13 protein-coding genes and 1 other RNA gene are annotated in these 18,359 nt (G+C 63.8%); 5 read left to right on the top strand and 9 right to left on the bottom strand.

Going from position 1 to position 18,359, the window contains the following annotated elements; all coding sequences use genetic code 11:
- From AACQ43_RS11710 to AACQ43_RS11700, 3 genes are all read left to right on the top strand, one after another.
- Positions 1-540: a phage tail protein gene (locus tag AACQ43_RS11710; protein WP_168967372.1), complete on the top strand. Its 540-nt coding sequence runs from the start codon at positions 1-3 to the stop codon at positions 538-540.
- Positions 540-1,076 (top strand): GNAT family N-acetyltransferase, encoded by a 537-nt coding sequence (locus AACQ43_RS11705; protein WP_168967370.1) that lies wholly within the window; start codon positions 540-542, stop codon positions 1,074-1,076. The genes AACQ43_RS11710 and AACQ43_RS11705 overlap by 1 nt, the downstream gene beginning before the upstream one ends.
- A 114-nt stretch (positions 1,077-1,190) precedes the next feature.
- Positions 1,191-5,363 (top strand): putative Ig domain-containing protein, encoded by a 4,173-nt coding sequence (locus AACQ43_RS11700; RefSeq protein ID WP_168967368.1) that lies wholly within the window; start codon positions 1,191-1,193, stop codon positions 5,361-5,363.
- Positions 5,364-5,838: 475 nt separating this feature from the next.
- On the opposite strand, the gene ffs is transcribed toward AACQ43_RS11700, so the two are convergent.
- The 9 genes from ffs to AACQ43_RS11655 form a co-directional block, all read right to left on the bottom strand.
- An RNA gene (gene ffs, locus AACQ43_RS11695) (signal recognition particle sRNA small type) lies at positions 5,839-5,935 on the bottom strand.
- 102 nt (positions 5,936-6,037) lie between these two features.
- A complete protein-coding gene (locus AACQ43_RS11690) occupies positions 6,038-6,826 on the bottom strand; it encodes a sulfite exporter TauE/SafE family protein (protein WP_168967365.1) in 789 nt (262 codons plus the stop codon).
- Between the two features lie 90 nt (positions 6,827-6,916).
- Positions 6,917-8,353 (bottom strand): arginine-ornithine antiporter, encoded by a 1,437-nt coding sequence (gene arcD, locus AACQ43_RS11685; RefSeq protein ID WP_168967363.1) that lies wholly within the window; start codon positions 8,351-8,353, stop codon positions 6,917-6,919.
- A gap of 389 nt (positions 8,354-8,742) precedes the next feature.
- Positions 8,743-9,504 (bottom strand): SDR family oxidoreductase, encoded by a 762-nt coding sequence (locus tag AACQ43_RS11680; protein WP_168967361.1) that lies wholly within the window; start codon positions 9,502-9,504, stop codon positions 8,743-8,745.
- A 68-nt stretch (positions 9,505-9,572) separates the two neighbouring features.
- Positions 9,573-10,493 (bottom strand): 3-hydroxyisobutyrate dehydrogenase, encoded by a 921-nt coding sequence (mmsB, locus tag AACQ43_RS11675; RefSeq protein ID WP_168967359.1) that lies wholly within the window; start codon positions 10,491-10,493, stop codon positions 9,573-9,575.
- 27 nt (positions 10,494-10,520) lie between these two features.
- Positions 10,521-11,624: an enoyl-CoA hydratase/isomerase family protein gene (locus AACQ43_RS11670; protein ID WP_168967356.1), complete on the bottom strand. Its 1,104-nt coding sequence runs from the start codon at positions 11,622-11,624 to the stop codon at positions 10,521-10,523.
- A gap of 59 nt (positions 11,625-11,683) precedes the next feature.
- Entirely contained in the window at positions 11,684-12,496 is an 813-nt protein-coding gene (locus AACQ43_RS11665; protein ID WP_168967354.1) for an enoyl-CoA hydratase, read from the bottom strand.
- 137 nt (positions 12,497-12,633) lie between these two features.
- A complete protein-coding gene (locus AACQ43_RS11660) occupies positions 12,634-13,791 on the bottom strand; it encodes an acyl-CoA dehydrogenase family protein (protein WP_026080114.1) in 1,158 nt (385 codons plus the stop codon).
- 64 nt (positions 13,792-13,855) lie between these two features.
- Positions 13,856-15,367 carry a CoA-acylating methylmalonate-semialdehyde dehydrogenase gene (locus tag AACQ43_RS11655; RefSeq protein WP_168967353.1) on the bottom strand — a complete coding sequence of 504 codons (1,512 nt, stop codon included), beginning with the start codon at positions 15,365-15,367 and terminating at the stop codon, positions 13,856-13,858.
- 243 nt (positions 15,368-15,610) lie between these two features.
- Here AACQ43_RS11655 and AACQ43_RS11650 point away from each other — a divergent pair, with 243 nt between their 5' ends.
- Together AACQ43_RS11650 and AACQ43_RS11645 are read left to right on the top strand one after the other, a co-directional pair.
- A complete protein-coding gene (locus AACQ43_RS11650) occupies positions 15,611-16,759 on the top strand; it encodes an isovaleryl-CoA dehydrogenase (RefSeq protein ID WP_168967351.1) in 1,149 nt (382 codons plus the stop codon).
- Positions 16,756-18,357 (top strand): carboxyl transferase domain-containing protein, encoded by a 1,602-nt coding sequence (locus AACQ43_RS11645; protein ID WP_168967349.1) that lies wholly within the window; start codon positions 16,756-16,758, stop codon positions 18,355-18,357. Before AACQ43_RS11650 ends, AACQ43_RS11645 begins: the two co-directional genes overlap by 4 nt.
- Positions 18,358-18,359 lie beyond the last annotated feature (2 nt).

Below are 18,359 nucleotides of genomic sequence, written 5' to 3'. Positions count from 1 at the left end.
ATGGATGCATTTACCGGTGAAATCAGACTGTTCCCCTACAACTTCGCCCCGCAAAACTGGGCCTATTGCGATGGAACGACCCTTCTTGTCCAGCAGAATCCGGCACTCTATTCGGTGATTGGCACCCTGTATGGAGGCACTCCGGGACAGAACTTCAAACTGCCCAATCTCAACGGACGGGTCGCCATGGGTACGGGAGGAACCATAGGCTCCATCCCCGGCACTCAACAGGGCGCCGACCGGATACAGCTGGTGCCCAATAACATCTCGTCCCACAGCCACACGGTATTGGCCAAAGACGGCAGCGAGACAGCAGCGGCCGTCGACACCCCCAGCAACAGCACTTACCTGGCACAACCACGCAATGTGCGTCTGTACAACAACACCACTCCGTCCGCGACTGACCCCAAGCTGGCACCAGGCACGGTGATGCCGAGCGGCAACGCTACGATACCGCCGATCATGCGCAACACCATGCAACCCTTCCTGACGCTGGTTTATTGCATCTGCCTGGATGGCGAGTACCCGATGAGAAACTGATGACACACTTCATCCACCTGCCCGCAACCACAAGCCGAGTGGTCGAACTGCGACAGCAGGACGACCACGACCGGGCTTTTTTGCATGAGCTGTACCTGTCACGCCGCTGGGCCGAGGTCAGCGCAGTGCCCGGCTGGCATGACGATCAACGTCGTGCCTTTCTGGCGTCCCAGGCCGAGCTGCAACGCCAGCACTATGAAAAACACTACCCCAAGTCGGACTTCCTGATCATCGAGCAGGCAGGAATGCCCATCGGACGCCTGTGCGTGAATCGCCAGGCGCACGATGTGCATATCGTCGACATTGCCCTGCTCCCGGCCTGGCACGGCCGGGGCATAGGTACGCAGTTGCTGTACTCATTGCTCGCCGAGGCGGATGCCGATCACCACACCTGCAGTCTGAGCGTCGAACGAGGTAACCCAGCTCGCAGGCTCTATCAACGACTGGGCTTCCAGACCAGTACCGACAGCGGCCTTTATATCCAGATGCAGCGACCCGCCAGGGCTGCTGTCAATCAGCACCTAAATAACCCTTGAACGCATGCAAGAACAGGTGGTTTGACTGGCTGTAACCACGCTGTAACCGTAGGACCTTTATCAACATTTACGTTGGATTCGACCCAAGAACCGGTCGCAAGGCAGGAAGCCCTCATGAAAACACCAGTTGCCACACTCGGTACCAAGGTAAAAGGCCCACTGATTTCACTCATTATATTACTGGTAATGTTGGCACTGCCCACCCAGGCAGTGGCCGCAGCTCCCGTGATCACCAGTCCAGCTTCGGGTAGTACCCTACCTAGCGTGGCGGTAGGTCAGTCCATGAGTATTCCCATCAGCTCGACTGGCGGTGCCCTGCCGCTGGACCAATGGGTTGAGTGCGATGCCAACGACCCGAACTACGATGGCGTGACGCCGTGCCTACCACCCGGCCTGATCCTCGACCCGTCGCCGGGTAGCTCGACCACTACGCTCCACGGCGCACCAACTACAGCCGGCACCTACACATTCAGCATCACCCTGAATGACGGCCTGAATCAGGGCGGTGTCGCAACCTATACCCTGGTGGTCACCAGCTCCGCAGTACCGACCCTCACTTCCGTTGCACCGAACAGCGGCAGCACTGCTGGCGCCACCTCCGTTACTCTCACCGGCACCGACTTTACCGGCGCCACAGCAGTGAGCTTTGGTGGAACAGCCGCCTCCGGTTACATCGTCAACAACGCTACCACCATCACTGCCACCACCCCGGCCCACGCAGCCGGCGCGGTGAACGTGGTGGTCACCACACCGAGCGGCACCGCGACCCTGACCAACGGTTATACCTACACAGTGCCAGCCCCGACCGTCGGGCCGGTCAGCGCCACAGTGGCCGCCAACAGCAGCGCCAACCCGATCACCCTGAGCCTGAGCGGCGGTGCCGCCAGCAGCGTGGCCGTGGCCACTGCAGCCAGCCATGGCACCGCCACCGCCAGCGGCACCAGCATCACCTACACCCCGACCGCCGGTTACTCCGGCAGCGACAGCTTTACCTACACCGCCACCAACGCCAGCGGCACCTCCAGCCCCGCTACGGTGACCATTACTGTCAGCGCGCCCACCCTGGCAATAACCCCGACGACACTGCCCGACGGCACCCAGGGCACGGCCTACAGCCAGACCGTCACCGCCACCGGCGGCAGCACGCCCTACACCTACGCGATCACCGCCGGCAGCCTGCCGGCTGGCCTGAGCCTGAACACCAGCAGTGGCGTGATCAGCGGTACACCGAGCGCCAGCGGTACCGGCAACTTTACTGTCACCGCCACCGACGCCAACAGCGCCACCGGCTCTCAGGCTTACAGCCTGGTGATCAACGGCCTGCCACCGGTGGCCAATGCCGTTAGCACCACGGTAGCGGCCAACAGCAGCGCCAACCCGATCACCCTGAACATCACCGGCGGCGCTGCCAGCAGCGTCGCCGTGGCCAGCGCCGCCAGCCATGGCACTGCCACTGCCAGCGGCACCAGCATCACCTATACCCCGACCGCCGGTTACGCCGGCAGCGACAGCTTTACCTACACCGCCACCAACGCCAGCGGCACCTCCAGCCCCGCCACGGTGACCATTACTGTCAGCACGCCCACCCTGGCGATAACCCCGACGACACTGCCCGACGGCACCCAGGGCACGGCCTACAACCAGACCGTCACCGCCGCCGCCGGCAGCGCGCCCTACACCTATGCGATCACCGCCGGCAGCCTGCCGGCCGGCCTGAGCCTGAACACCAGCAGCGGCGTGATCAGCGGTACGCCGAGCGCCAGCGGCACCTTCAACCTGACCCTCACCGCCACCGACGCCAACAGCGCCACCGGCTCTCAGGCTTACAGCCTGGTGATCAACGGCCTGCCACCGGTGGCCAATGCCGTTAGCGCCACGGTAGCGGCCAACAGCAGCGCCAACTCGATCACCCTGAACATCACCGGCACCGCCACCAGCGTGGCCATTGCCAGCGCCGCCAACCATGGCACTGCCACCGCCAGCGGCACCAGCATCACCTACACCCCAGCCGCCGGTTACGCCGGCAGCGACAGCTTCACCTACACCGCCACCAATGCCAACGGCACCTCCAGCCCCGCCACCGTGACCATTACCGTCAGCGCGCCGAGCATCGTCGTGAGCCCTGGCGCCCTGAGCAACGGCAGCGTCGGCATGGCCTACAGCCAGACCATCACCGCCACCGGCGGCAGCGCGCCATACACCTACGCGATCACCGCTGGCAGCCTGCCGGCCGGCCTGAGCCTGAACACCAGCAGTGGTCTGATCAGCGGTACACCGAGCGCCAGCGGCACCTTCAACCTGACCGTCACCGCCACCGACGCCAACAGCGCCAGCGGATTCCAGGCCTACAGCCTGGTGATCAACGGCCTGGTGCCGGTAGCAGGCGCCGTCAGCGCCACGGTAGCGGCCAACAGCAGCGCCAACTCGATCACCCTGAACATCACCGGCACAGCCACCAGCGTGGCCGTGGCCAGCACCGCCAGCAATGGCATCGCCACCGCCAGCGGTACCAGCATCACCTACACCCCGACCGCCGGATTCTCCGGCCCCGACAGCTTTACCTACACCGCCACCAACGCCAGCGGTACCTCCAGTCCCGCCACTGTAACAATTACCGTCAGCACGCCGAGCATTACCCTAAACCCCGGCACCCTGAGCAACGGCAGCGTCGGCACGGCCTACAGCCAGACCATCACCGCCTCTGGCGGCAGCGCGCCCTACTCCTATGCGATCACCGCCGGAGCCCTGCCTGAAGGGCTGAGCCTGAATGCAACCAGCGGCCTCATTAGCGGTACGCCAAGCACAGCCGGTACTACCGAGCTGGCCATCACAGTAACTGATGCCCACGGAGCTACCAGCTTGCAAAACTTCTCGATCACCATATCTGCCATGGAGATCTCCGTACCAGCATCCAGCCAGACCCTGGCGGCGGGGCAATCTGCCACTGTCGACTTGACCCAAGGTGCCACTGGTGGCCCGTTCACCCAAGCAACACTGGGTTCGGTCACCCCAGCTTCCGCCGGGCGAGCAATGATGATGGGGCCATTCTCGATGCGTTTTGTACCGTCAGTCGCCTTCGCCGGGACGGCAATCGTCAGCTTCAGGCTGCGAAACGGTAGCGGAGCCAGCTCAGCAAGCACCATCAGTTTCGTCATTCAGGAACGTCCAGACCCGACCAAAGATGCCGAAGTTATCGGCCTGCTTAACGCTCAGACCCGAACAGCAGAGCGCTTCGCCAGCACTCAGATGGACAACTTCAACCGACGTCTTGAGCAGTTGCATCAAACAAATTGCGACCGCACTTCGTTCAATGCCAGTTTGCGCAAGGATGACCGTGATATGCCTCTCGGCGAGATCGCCAAAGCTATCCAGAGTCAGCAGGGAGAACCCACCTATCAGACACAACTGGAAAAAGACAAGGCCGTAACCTCTGTACAGAATGGTTGCAAACAGGATGCCTTGGCATTCTGGAGCGATGGCTTCGTTAACGTCGGCTCGACCCATGCGCTGGGCGCGCAAGACAATAGCTTCACGACACTGGGCCTGAGCGCTGGTTTTGACTATCGCATATCACCAACCGCGATTGTCGGTATCGGTATCGGTATCGGTAACGACCGCAGTGATATTGGCAAGAACAACACTCGCAGCGATGGGGATGCCATCGGTATTGCCACTTATCTAAGCCTGAGTCAGGTGCCGCAGGTGTATGTCGATGGCCTGCTGGGCTACAACCGCATCAGCTTGGACTCGTACCGCTACATCACCGGCAGTGATGATGAATTTGCCAGTGGCTCACGGGGTGCAGATCAATTCTTCGCATCCCTGACTGCCAGCTATGAATATCGCAATGGGCCTCTGTCACTGGCCCCCTACAGCCGCTTGAATGCCAGCACAACCCTCATGGAGGCTTACCGTGAAAATGGTGGCGGTATTTACGGTCTGTCCTACGAAGGTCACCGCCAAGAGAATTTCACATCTTACCTCGGGGTGCGTACCAGCTATGACCTGATGGCCCCGCTTGGGGTGGTAACACCAAAGATTGGCCTGGCGTGGGGCCATAACTTCAGTCGTAGCAGCGACTACAAGATGCGCTATACCGACCAGGGGGACGAAGGCATCCTCTACAACCTCAAGCCCGATGATCGGGAGAGCGATTTAGCAAGCCTGGATATGGGTCTCGATTTCAACCTGGGACACGCTTGGTTACTAGGAATTTCATACAAAACCAACCTTGGTTCAAATGAACGCAACGACTCTTTCCGAGTGGGTTTAAATGGCAGCTTCTGAACCCAGATCCAAGAGATAACAACAATGCACAACACTCCGCGCCCCTGCTAAGTGTTGTGCATTTGCTTTGATGACTTAACCGATGTAGTGCTTCGAATCGCTGAGTTCTTTGGATGACCAAGACAGCCCCCTCTATCAGGTAACGCTCACTGAGTTCTGAAGGCACAGGGGATGAAATAGCAGAAGAAGTCGCAGGGACTGACTGAGGGGCTGGCTTGGTCGCAGATGGTGTCTGTTGCTGTAGCCGCTGAGGCTCCGGCAGGGAGCTTGGCTGAGGTTCTGGTTGGACAGACTCAGGTTTTACCCAAGAACGCGCACAGGGAAGCACAGTCACCTTGCGGTAGTACCAGATACCTTGCGGAGAGAGCCAGAGATTCACAGATAAGACTCCTGATTCATCCACACAAAGTGGATTACCAAGAGGTCTGAAGGGGGTATTAGCTGTAACTTGTTGAATGGCAGAAACAGGTGGTGGCCCTACCAGCCACATCCCGGCACTCGAGTCCCCCGCCTTGGCTGCTACCTTCCGGTCCTGACCAGGTCGACGGGTTATCAATGCGAGAGGACCAATAGGACCACCGGCGAGGAGAATAGGCAAACTGGCCTCTCAATGCAACGGCTTTCTGCCCTCGATCGTGCCGTTCGCCTTATTTTTCAACAATCTGGCCAAGGGTTCAGCTAAACAGCATGAATTTGGCACCCACCAGCAGCATCAGCAGGGCGAACGCCTGCTTGAGCCGCTGGGGAGAGAGCCGGTGCGCCAGCTTGGCCCCGACCCGGGCAAACTGGGTGCTGGTGAGCACGATGCCGAGCAGCGCCGGCAGGTAGATGAATCCCAGGCTCCACTCTGGCAGGTCTGGATGGTTCCAGCCGGCGTAGAGGTAACTGAGGCTGCCTGCCAGGGCGATGGGCATGCTGCAAGCGGCGGAGGCCGCCACGGCGTTGCGCATCGGCACGCTGTTCCAGCTCAGATAAGGCACGGTCAGCGAGCCGCCACCGATGCCGAACAAGGCCGACATCCAGCCGATCACGGTGCCGGCGATGCCGGTGCCGAGCGCCCCCGGCAGATGACGCTCCGCCTTGGGCTTGAGGTTGAGCCCCATCTGCAGCGCCATGGTCCAGGCGAAGCAGCCGATGATGATGTTGAGGGTGCTGGCGCTGAGCAGGTTGGCGGTCATGCCGCCGAGCCAGGCCCCGATCAGCATACCGGCGCCGAGCCGGCGGATCATCACCCAGTCGACCGCACCGGCCTCCTGGTGGGCACGCAGCGAGCTGAAGCCGGTGAAGATCATGGTGGGCAGCGAGGTGCCGAGTGCCAGATGGGTGATGATGTCGGGCGCAACGCCCTGGGCGTGAAAGCTCAGCACCAGCACGGGCACTATGATGAGACCGCCGCCGATGCCGAACAATCCCGCCAGCATGCCGGCGAACGCCCCCAGCAACAGATAACCCATAAACAGCATAAAAATTCCTTCCGAGGCAGTGCAGCGAACAAAGATGGCGCTGCACATAAAAAAAGAGATGGCCCTTGGGCCATCTCTTTATTGTGCCGGTTAACTCAAGGGAATGGTACCGTCCATCACCTTGTAGAAGGCCAGCACCGCGCAACCGAGCAGGGCCGCCGTCATCCCCTGCTCCAGCCGGTTGAGGCCACGCAGCCCGTGGTGCTGGCGCGCCTTCCAGTAGATGAAGATACCGGGGCTGTAGAGCAGCGCCACCAGCAGCAGGTACTCGACCCCGGCGGCATAGACCAACCAGCAGCCGTAGCCGGTGGCCACCAGCGCCAGGAACAGGTCGCGCTTGCGCTGATGGGGTTGGCCTGCGTAGGTCTCCCCTTTCAGCGCCAGCTTGAGGCCGTAAGCACCCGAGAAGACGTAGGGCACCAGCGCCGCCGAGGTGGCGATGTTGACCAGCGCCAGATAGGTGCTGCTCTGGAAGTAGATGATGATAAGGAAGGTCTGTACCAGGCAGGTGGAGCACCAGAGCGACACCTGCGGCGAGCCGTTCTTGTTCTCCTTGGCAAACCAGCCGGGGAACACGCCGGTCTTGCCCGCGATGTAAGGCACTTCCGCCGCCAGCACGGTCCAGCTCAGCAGGGCTCCCATCACCGAGATCACCAAACCGATGTTGATGAGCCAGGCGCCCCAGGGGCCAACCACGGCCTCCAGGATCATGGCGGTGGAGGGATTCTTGAGGGCCGCCAGTTGCGGCTGGTTCATGACCCCCAGCGAGAACAGGGTCACCATGACGTAGAGCGCCAGGGCACCCAGCAGCGCCAGCACGGTGGCGCTGCCCACGTCCTTGCGATGACGGGCACGGGCGGAGACCACCACGGCCCCTTCGATGCCGATGAAGACCCAGAGCGTCACCTTCATGGTGGACTTGACCTGATCCATCACCGAACCCAGTTCAGGGGTGCCCTGACCCCAGATATCCAGGGTGAAGGTCTCCATATTGAAGGCGAGCAGGATGGCCACGCAGAACACGATGAGCGGCACCATCTTGGCGATGGTGGTGACGATGTTCACCAGCGCCGCCACCTGAATGCCGCGCAGCACCAGGGCGTGCACCGACCAGATCAGAATGGACGCCAAGGTGATGGCCACCGGCGTGTTGCCGTCACCGAAGATGACCTTGTCCGGCGTGTCGAAGAAGTAACTCAGCGCACTGAACACCACGATGGCGTAGGAGACGTTGGCTAGCAGCTGACAGAGCCAGTAGCCCCAGGCGGCGTTGAAGCCGATGAAATCGCCGAAACCGGCCTTGGCATAGCTGAAGATGCCGCCATCGAGATCCGGGCGACGCATGGAGAGGTTCTGATACACCAGCGCGAGGCAGATCATGCCGATACCGGTGATGGCCCATCCCAGCGCGACGGCCCCGGCACTGGCATGAGCGGCAATGTTTTGCGGCAGACTGAAGACTCCGGCACCGACCATGGAGCCGATCACCAGCGAGATGAGGGCACCAAGCCCCAGTTTCTTGTCCATCTCAATCCTGTTTAATTAGGCGGCGGCAGAGCGTCCGTATTCATACTGCGCGCAATATGGGAGGGGCTAGAAATCCGTACCCCGTGAAAAAGGCGGCAACTATATTGCATGACTATTCCGACCGCAATCCCTCGTACCGTCAATCATGCACCGTCTTGACCGCGCGCAATTTTACAGCACTGACCCCGGGGGCCTGTGAGCTGGTTCAAATTAAGAAAGACCCGTTGATATTTCACATTTTTCCATGACCTGAGCCCCGTTTTTACGGATCAGACCTGCATGAGAATGCAGCTTGCAGCCGAGGTCGGCAGACCCGGCTGCTGACAAACGTTTCAATAAAAATGCCCCTGCGCCGAGGGCCAGGGGCATCTGCAACAGAGCGCCGATATTCAGAGGCGCAAGCCGCCGTCCAGCTCGATCATCCGCCCCGACAGATAGTCATTGGCGAGAATAAAATGCACCGTCTGGGCCAGCTGCGCCGCCTGCCCTAGGGTCCCCACCGGGATGGCCTGCTGCATGCGGGCCATGGCTTCGGGTTTCATCGCCGCCGTCATATCGGTGGCAAACACCCCGGGAGCGATGCCCATCACCCGGATGCCGTGGCGGGCCAGCTCCTTCCCCCAGGTGACCACCAGCGAGGCCACCCCCGCCTTGCTGGCGGCATAGTTGCTCTGGCCAATGTTGCCGGCACGGGCGATGGAGGAGATGTTGATGATGACGCCCCCCTCCCCGCCGGTGGCCATCAGCGCCGCCCCCTCGCGCCCGCACAGGAAGGTGCCGGTAAGGTTGACGTCGATGACGCTCTGCCACTGGGCCAGGCTCATCTTCTCCGTCAGCGCCCCCTCCTTCACCTTGATCAGCATGCCGTCGCGCAGAATGCCGGCGCAGTTGATGAGGCCGTGCAGGGCACCGAGCTGCCCCTTGATGGCGGCGAAGGTCGCCTCGACCTCCGGCTCGCTCGCCACGTTGCAGACGAACAGGGCGCACTGGCCGTCACGGCTGCGCACTTCCGCCTCGGTCACCTCCAGATCGGTGTGGTTGACGTCGATGAGCGCAAGTTGCGCCCCCTGCTCCGCCAGACTCAGGGCGATGGCGCGGCCCAGCCCCCTGCCCGCCCCCGTGATGGCAATGACTTTCTGTGTGATATCCATAAATGCTCCTGGTGAGATGGCCGGTGACCGAGTCAAAGACTATCGGGTAAAAAGGTAGATAGCGGCCCTTAACCCGGCTCTGTCTTGTCCAGATAGAGTTCGACGATGCTGGAAAAATCCCGAGCCCCCTGCCCCTTGGTGGCGTGCAGGTTGAAGAGGTTGCGGGCCAGCGCCCCCATGGGTACGGCGCTGTGGGCATGCTCGGCCAGGGCCATGGCGAGCCCCAAATCTTTGACCATCAACCGGGTCATGAAGCCCCCCTGATAGTTGCGCGACGCCGGTGCATTTTCCATCACCCCGGGCCAGGGGTTGTAGCGCTCGAGACTCCAGTTGTTGCCCGAACTCTTGCCCATGATGGTGGAGAGCACGCCCGGATCCAGCCCCTCCTTGACCCCAAGCGCCAGCGCCTCGGCGGTGCCCGCCATGTGGATGGCGAGCAGCATGTTGTTGCACATCTTGGCGATCTGGCCGGCGCCGAGCGCCCCGGCGTGAAACAGGTTCTGCCCCATGCAGGCGAGCACGGGTCTGGCCGCCTCAAAATCCGCTTGTTCGCCACCGACGATGAAGGTGAGGGTGCCCGCCGCCGCGCCGGCCACGCCCCCCGAGACGGGGGCATCGAGAAAACGGATTCCGCGCGCCTGCGCCGCCGCTCCCACCTGACGGGCCGAGGCCACGTCGATGGTGGAGCAGTCGATAACCAGGGCGCCGAGCGGCAGGGCCGCCAGCAGATCCTGCCCTCCCCGCTCACCGGCACCCTCGCCCAGCCAGAGGCTGCGCACATGCTCCCCCGCCGGCAGCATGCTGATCACCAGCTCGCAGCTGCTCACCGCCTCGCGGGCATCACCGGCGGCGATGCAGCCGGCCTCGATGGCCCGGGTCAGGCTTTCGGCCACCAGATCAAACACCTGCACCGTGTGCCCCGCCCTGGCCAGGTTGGCGGCCATGGGGCCCCCCATGTTGCCAAGCCCGATAAATCCAATCCTTGTCATGGTCTGTTCCTTGTGTGTGATCGCCCGTCAGCAGTGACGCAGGGGGTTGTTCCCCTCGGGCCAACGATAGAAGTCATCCAGCCAGGCCTCGCCCGCCTGCGGGGCCTGCCAGCGGGGTGATTTGTCCTTGTCGATGAGCAGGGCCCGTACCCCTTCCACAAAATCCCCTTTGAGTACGCAGTTGACCGAGAGGGCCAACTCGTCGGCAAACACCTCGGCCAGCGACTGGCGCCGTGCCTGCCAGAACTGGCGCCAGAGGATGGCACAGCTGATGGGGCTGCCGCTTTGACAAGTCTCCCGCGCCAGGGCCAGCGTCGGCTCAGCCAGCTCGGCGCCCGCGAGGCGTGCCAACACCCCTTGCAGGGAGCGGCCGGCCAACAGCGCATCGATGCAAGCCTGGTGGGGCAAGAGCACGGGGGCCGGCAGCGTCTGGCCAAGGGATCGCTGCAAACCGGCGAGCAGCCCCTCGATCTGCTCGCCACTATCGGCAGAGTCAGACCAGTCGAGGGCGGCGAGGCGCGCCGGCAGCTCCACCCGCTCGTGGCTCGCCATGGCGTGATCCGCCAGACCCAGGCCGATGGCGTCCGCCCCGTTGAAGCGGGCCCCGGTGAGGCCGAGCCAGAGCCCGAGCCGCCCCGGCATGCGGCTCAAAAACCAGCTGGCCCCCACATCGGGGTAGAGGCCGATGGTCACCTCCGGCATGGCGAACAGGCTCTTTTCAGTCACCACTCTAAAACCAGCCCCGGCAAAGAGACCGATACCTCCCCCCATGCAGATGCCGTCCGCCACGCAGATGAGGGGCTTGCTGTAGCGATGGATGTGATGATCGAGCCGGTACTCCTGCAGGAAGAAGTCGCGGGCATAGCCAAACAGTGCCGACTCGCTCGCCTCCTGTTTGCGGTAGTAGAAGGAGCGGATGTCGCCACCGGCGCAAAACGCCTTCTCGCCGGCCCCCTGCAGCAGCACGCAGACGATGGCCGGATCCTGCTCCCAGCGGGTCAGCGCCGCCTGCAACAACTGGATCATCTCAAGGCTCAGGGCGTTGAGGGAGGCGGGGCTGTCCAGGGTCAACATGCCGATGTGGCGGCCATCCGCCGTGGGGTGGGTCTCGATGCGCACAGGCTCACTCATGGCGAGCCCCCGCAGACCGGGTATCAGCCCCTGCGACATGGTGGGCCACCATCATTACCTCATTCATCCTTCACTCCCTCACTCTTCACCGGCTTGGATTGGTCGTAATGCCAGCGTGGGGCTCGCTTCTCGAGGAAGGCGGTCACCCCTTCACGCTGGTTGGCATCGTCAAACAGGGTGAGAAACAGGCTGCGCTCGAGCGGCAGTGCCGCGTCCCGATGGCTGCTGCGCCCCTGGTTGATGAGCTGCTTGCAGGCGCGCAGGGCGCTCGGGCTCTGGCGCTCCACCAGCTGGGCCATCTGGTGCGCCGCCTCCCAGGCATGGCCCTCCTTCACCACCTCCTCCACCAGCCCCATCTCGTAGGCCAGGGTGGCGCTCACCTTCTCGCCGCAGAGGATCATCCGCTTGGCCCAGCCCGGCCCCACCAGTTCGGTCAGGCGCTGGGTGCCGCCGGCGCAGGGCAGCAAGCCCACCGAGGCCTCCGGCAGGCCCAGCTTGGCCTGCTGCTCGGCGATGCGGATATCGCAGGCCAACGCTACCTCGAGGCCGCCCCCCATGGCGTAGCCATTGATGGCGGCGATGCTGACCCCGTGAAAGCGGGCCAGCGCCTCGAAGGCTCGGCCAAAGGCCTCGGCCACTTCGCGGGCGTGCTCCAGGTTGCCGTCGGCAAACATGTTGAGATCGGCGCCGGCGCAGAAGAATTTGTCCCCGGCCCCGCGGATCACCAGTGCCACCACGTCGGGGCGGCTGTCGAGCTCCACCATCATCTGCAAGAAGGCCTGCAGGCTGGCGAGGGTCCAGGTGTTGGCGGGAGGATGATCGAGGGTGATATAGGCCACGTGACCGTGATATTCGAGCCTGATCCTTGTCATTGCGTTGTCCTTGTCAAAAAACCTGCCCCATATGACAGGGTTGAATGGAGCCGACCTACGGCTGGCTCACAAAGCCTGACGACGAGCCACGCCAGCCGCGTCGTCAGGGCGGGCTGCCGGGCACGGCGGCCCTCCCGCTACTCCAGCGCCAGCCCGGGCTCGGCCAGCAGGCGGCGGGCGATGATGAGCCGCATCACTTCATTCGTCCCTTCCAGAATGCGGTGGACCCGGGTATCGCGCAGGTAGCGCTCGAGCGGGTACTCGCGGATATAACCATAGCCGCCAAAAAGTTGCAGGGCGTCGTCGCAGACGCGGTGCCCCACGTCGGTGGCAAAACGCTTGGCCATGGCGCACCAGGCGCTCTTGTCCGGCGCCCCGGCATCGAGCCTGGCGGCCGCCTGACGCACCAGCAGCCGGGCAGCCGCCAGTTCGGTGGCCATGTCGGCCAGGCGGAACTGCACGCTCTGGAATTCGCTGATCGGGTGGCCAAATTGCTGGCGCTGCTGTACATGGGCCAGGGCATCGTCGAGGGCCTGCTGGGCAGTGCCGACCGAGCAGGTGGCGATGTTGATGCGCCCGCCATCGAGCGCCTGCATGGCGAACTTGAACCCTTCCCCCTCCTGCCCCAGCCGGTAACGGGCGGGAATGCGCACGGCGCTGAAGTTCACCTCCCGGGTCGGCTGGCTGTTCCAGCCCATCTTCTCCTCCGCCTTGCCATAACTCACGCCGGGCGTCTGGGCCGGTACCATGAAGGCGGAGATCCCCTTCGCCCCCTCGCCACCGGTGCGAGCCATCACCACCAGCACGTCGGTGCTGCCGGCGCCCGAGATGAACACCTTGCTGCCATCGAGAAGGTAATCCTCGCCATCGCGCACCGCACGGGTCTTGAGGGCCGCGGCATCGGATCCGGCGCCCGGCTCGGTGAGGCAATAAGAACCCAACAGCTCGCCGCTGGCCAGCCTGGGTACCCACTCCTCGGCCACCTCGGCAGGCAACCAGCTGCCCAGCATCCAGCTCACCATGTTGTGGATGGTCAGATAGGCGGTGGTGGAGGTGCAGCCCATGGCGAGGCGCTCGAAGATGAGGCTGGCATCGAGCCTCGGCAGGCCGAGGCCACCGTACTGCTCCGGGGTGTAGAGGCCACAAAAGCCGAGTGCCGCCGCCTGCTTGATGGTAGGGATGGGGAACTCATGCTCCTTGTCCCAGCGCGCGGCGTGGGGCTTGAGCGCCTCCTCGGCAAAAGCGCTGGCGGCCTCCACATAGGCCTGCTGATCCGGGGTCAACGTAAAATCCATCTTGTTTGCTTCCTTGTACTTGTTCGATCCGTTTCTGTCAGTGGGTGCGTCCGGGCAACCTGCATCAGCGCAGCTGAATGGTCATGTTGGGGCCGCTGGGAATGTCCTCGTCGAACCAGCGTTCGGTGACCGTCTTGGTCTCGGTATAAAAGCGCACCGCCTGCTTGCCGTAGGCGTGCAGATCTCCGTAGAAGGAGCCGCGCCAGCCGGTGAAGGAGAAAAACGGCAGCGGCACCGGGATGGGCACGTTGATCCCCACCTGGCCCACCGCCACCTCGTGACGAAACTTGCGGGCGGCAGCGCCGCAGCCGGTGAAGATGGAGGTGCCGTTGCCGTAGGGGTTGTCGTTGATGAGGGCGAGCGCCTCGTCGAGGCTCGCCACCTCGAGACAGGCCAGCACGGGCCCGAAGATCTCCTCCTGGTAGATGCGCATCTCCGGCGTCACGCCGCGAAACAGGGTCGGCCCCACCCAGTTGCCCACCGGGTAGCCGGGCACGTCGCAAAAACGGCCGTCCAGCAGGCATTCGGCCCCTTCGGCGATCCCCGCCTCGATAAGCCCCTCCACCCTGACTTTGGCCTCCGGGCTGATGAGGGGGCCGTAGGCGGCCTCGGGATCGTGCCAGACGCCGGGTTTCACCTTGGCGAACTCGGCGGCGAGCTCGGGGATCCACTCCCGGGCACTGCCCACGAACACCGCCACGCTGATGGCCATGCAGCGCTGACCGGCGGCGCCGACCCCGGCCCCCACCAGGTTGCTGAGCACCTGCGCCTTGTTGGCATCCGGCATGATCACCATGTGGTTCTTGGCACCGACAAAGCACTGGGCCCGCTTGAGCCGGGAAGTGGCGCTGCGATAGACGTGGCCGCCGACCCGGGCCGAGCCGACGAAACTGACCGCCTTGACGTCGGGATGGGCCAGCAGCGTATCCACCTGCTCGGCGCCGCCGTGCACCACCGACAGGATGCCCCTGGGGGCCCCCGCCTCGGCAAACAGCTCGGCCAGCCGCATGGGGGTGAGCGGATCCTGCTCGGAGGGCTTGAGCACGAAGCCGTTGCCGCAGGCCACCGCCAGCGGGAACATCCAGAGCGGGATCATGGCCGGAAAGTTGAAGGGAGTGATGCCAAGGCAGACCCCAAGCGGCTGCACCCAGGAGTGGCCATCGACCCGCCGCGCCACGTTGCCCATGGTCTCCCCCAGAGTCTGGCTGGCGATGGCGCAGGCCTGCTCCACCACCTCGATGCCGCGCCACACATCCCCCTTGGCATCCGCCAGATTCTTGCCAGTCTCCTGGGCCAGCAGAGCCGCCAGCTCGTCGTGATGCACTTTCAACAGATGCTGGTAGTTGAACATCACCCGGGCTCGCTCGGAGGCCGGCACCTCCCGCCACAGCAGATAGGCGTCGTGAGCGGTGCGCACCGCCAGTTCAATTTCCGCCGAGGTGGCTTTTGGCACCCGTGCCAGCAGGCTCTGATCCGCCGGGTCGGTCACCTCGATCCACTGCTCGCTCGCGGAAGGGTACGCCTCCCCGCCGATGTGCAGCGGCACGTCGCCGAACCGGGTCTGATGGTTGTTCATGGGCACTCTCTCCTTGCTGGCACATCATGGGCCGTTTGCGAGCGGACCATGGGCACTCCTGTGACGGGGGCCATCACGACCGGGCAATCGCCCTTGCCGTCATGGCGCAACAAATTTACCTTAGACTAACAATCAATTTACGTTTACGCTAACGTAAACTTAAATCACAAATGGACTGACCAGTTTGGCCCCCTGTTTCAGCTCGGCCGCCAAGCTGTCACCCTTCATATGAGGAGAGCAAGGATGCATGCAGTGATGGACGAGACCCTGTGCGCCCTGACCGAGCAGGTCGAGGCCTTCTGCCAGAAAGTGATCGCGCCGCGCGCCAGCGAGATTGATCAAAGCAACGTCTTCCCCCGCGATCTCTGGCCCCGTATGGGGGAGCTGGGTCTGCACGGCATCACGGTGGCGGAGGAGTATGACGGGGTGAACCTCGGCTATCTGGCCCACGTGCTGGTGATGGAGCAGGTGAGCCGCGCCAGCGCCTCGGTCGGCCTCTCCTACGGCGCCCACTCCAACCTCTGCATCAACCAGATCCACCGCCACGGTACGGCGGAGCAGAAAGCGCGCTACCTGCCCCCGCTGGTGAGCGGCAAGCATGTGGGGGCGCTGGCCATGAGCGAACCGGGCGCCGGCTCCGACGTGGTGAGCATGCGCCTCACCGCGGTGCGCGAGGGGGATCACTTCGTGCTCAATGGCAACAAGATGTGGATCACCAACGGGCCCGATGCCGACACTTTCGTCATCTATGCCAAGACCGATCCCGCCGCCGGTCCCAAAGGGATTTCTGCCTTTATCGTCGAGGCGGGGACCCCCGGTTTCTCTACCGCCCAGAAGCTCGACAAGCTCGGCATGCGCGGCTCCAGCACCTGCGAGCTGGTGTTCGACAACTGCCGGGTGCCGCAAGCGAACCTGCTGGGCCCCTTGCATGGCGGCGTCAAGGTACTGATGAGCGGGCTGGATTACGAGCGGGTGGTGCTGGCGGCGGGCCCCCTTGGCATCATGCAGGCCTGCATGGACGTGGTGCTGCCCTATGTGCGCGAGCGCAAGCAGTTCGGCCAGCCCATCGGCGAGTTCCAGTTGGTGCAGGGCAAACTCGCCGACATGTATACCCGCCTCGCCAGCAGCCGGGCGCTGGTCTACTCGGTGGCGAGCGCCTGCGATCAGCGCCGCACCAGCCGCAAGGATTGCGCCGCCGCCATCCTGTTTGCCGCCGAAAATGCCACCCAGATGGCGCTCGATGCCATCCAGCTGCTCGGCGGCAACGGCTATATCAACGAATACCCCACCGGCCGCCTGCTGCGGGACGCCAAGCTCTACGAGATCGGCGCCGGCACCTCGGAGATCCGCCGCTGGCTCATCGGCCGCGAGCTGATGGGAGATAACGCATGAGCAGGATCCACTCCCGCCTCGACACCGCCAGCCCCGACTATGAGGCCAATCGGGCCGCCATGCAGGCCCTGGTCGACGATCTCAATGCCCGTCTGGAGGAGATAGCCTTGGGCGGCGGTGCTGCCAACAACGCCCGCCATCAGGCCCGTGGCAAGCTGCTGCCCCGCGAGCGCATCAACCAGCTGCTGGATCCGGGCTCCCCCTTTCTCGAGCTCTCGGCGCTGGCCGGCTGGCAGGTCTATGACGAGCCGGTGCCCGCCGCCGGCCTCATCACCGGCATCGGCCGGGTCTCGGGGCGCCTGTGCATGCTGGTGGTGAACGACGCCACCGTGAAGGGCGGCACCTACTACCCGCTCACGGTGAAAAAGCACCTGCGCGCCCAGGCCATCGCCGAGCGGCTGCGCCTCCCCTGCCTCTATCTGGTGGATTCCGGCGGTGCCTTCCTGCCGATGCAGGACGAGGTGTTCCCCGACCGGGATCACTTTGGCCGCATCTTCTACAACCAGGCCCGCATGTCGGCCCAGAACATCCCCCAGCTGGCGGTGGTGATGGGGCTTTGTACCGCCGGTGGCGCCTATGTGCCCGCCATGGCGGACGAGTCGATCATGGTCAGGGAGCAGGCCACCATCTTTCTGGCGGGGCCGCCGCTGGTCAAGGCCGCCACCGGCGAGGAGATCAGCGCCGAGGCGCTGGGCGGCGCCGAGGTGCACTGCGCCCACTCAGGGGTGGCTGATCACATGGCCCGTGACGATGGCCACGCCCTGGCCATCGCCCGTACTCTGGTGACCCATCTGGGCAACGAGCCGGTAGAGACCAGCCACGGCTATGAGCCCCCCTGCTACCCCATCGAGGATCTCTACGGTCTGGTGGGCACCAGCCTCAAGCGCCCCTATGACGCACGGGAGCTGATCGCCCGGTTGGTAGATGGCTCGGATTTTGACGAATTCAAGGCGCTGTTCGGCACCACCCTGGTGACCGGCTTTGCCCGGATCTGCGGCATGCCGGTGGGGATCCTCGCCAACAATGGCGTGCTGCACAGCGACAGCGCCCAGAAAGGGGCCCACTTCATCCAGCTTTGCAACCGGCGCGCCATCCCGCTGATCTTTTTGCAGAACATCACCGGCTTTATGGTGGGAAGCCAAGCTGAGCGCGAAGGGATCGCCAAGCATGGCGCCAAACTGGTCACCGCCGTGGCCTGCAGCCGGGTGCCCAAGATCACCCTGATCGTCGGCGGCAGCTTCGGTGCCGGCAACTACGGCATGTGCGGGCGCGCGTACGACCCCGATTTTCTGTTCAGCTGGCCCAACAGCCGCATCTCCGTCATGGGCGGCGAGCAGGCAGCCGGGGTGCTGGTGCAGGTGCGCCGGGACAAGCTGGCGGCCGAGGGCAAGAGCCTGAGCGAGCAGGAAGCTGCCGCCATCCGCGCCCCGGTGATCGAGCCGTATGAGCGCCAGGGTCACCCCTACTACGCCAGCGCTCGCCTGTGGGATGACGGCGTCATCGACCCGGCCCAGAGTCGCACCGTGCTGGCGCTGGCGCTGGCGGCCTGTCAGGGGGCCGAGACCGGCCCGGAACAGTACGGCATCTTCCGGATGTAAGG

It is taken from the genome of Aeromonas sp. DNRA1 (assembly GCF_963888745.1).
GTDB classification, from domain to species: Bacteria; Pseudomonadota; Gammaproteobacteria; order Enterobacterales; family Aeromonadaceae; genus Aeromonas; species Aeromonas hydrophila.
Note: the sequence above shows the minus strand (reverse complement) of the source record. Positions and strands in the feature narration are given on the sequence as shown.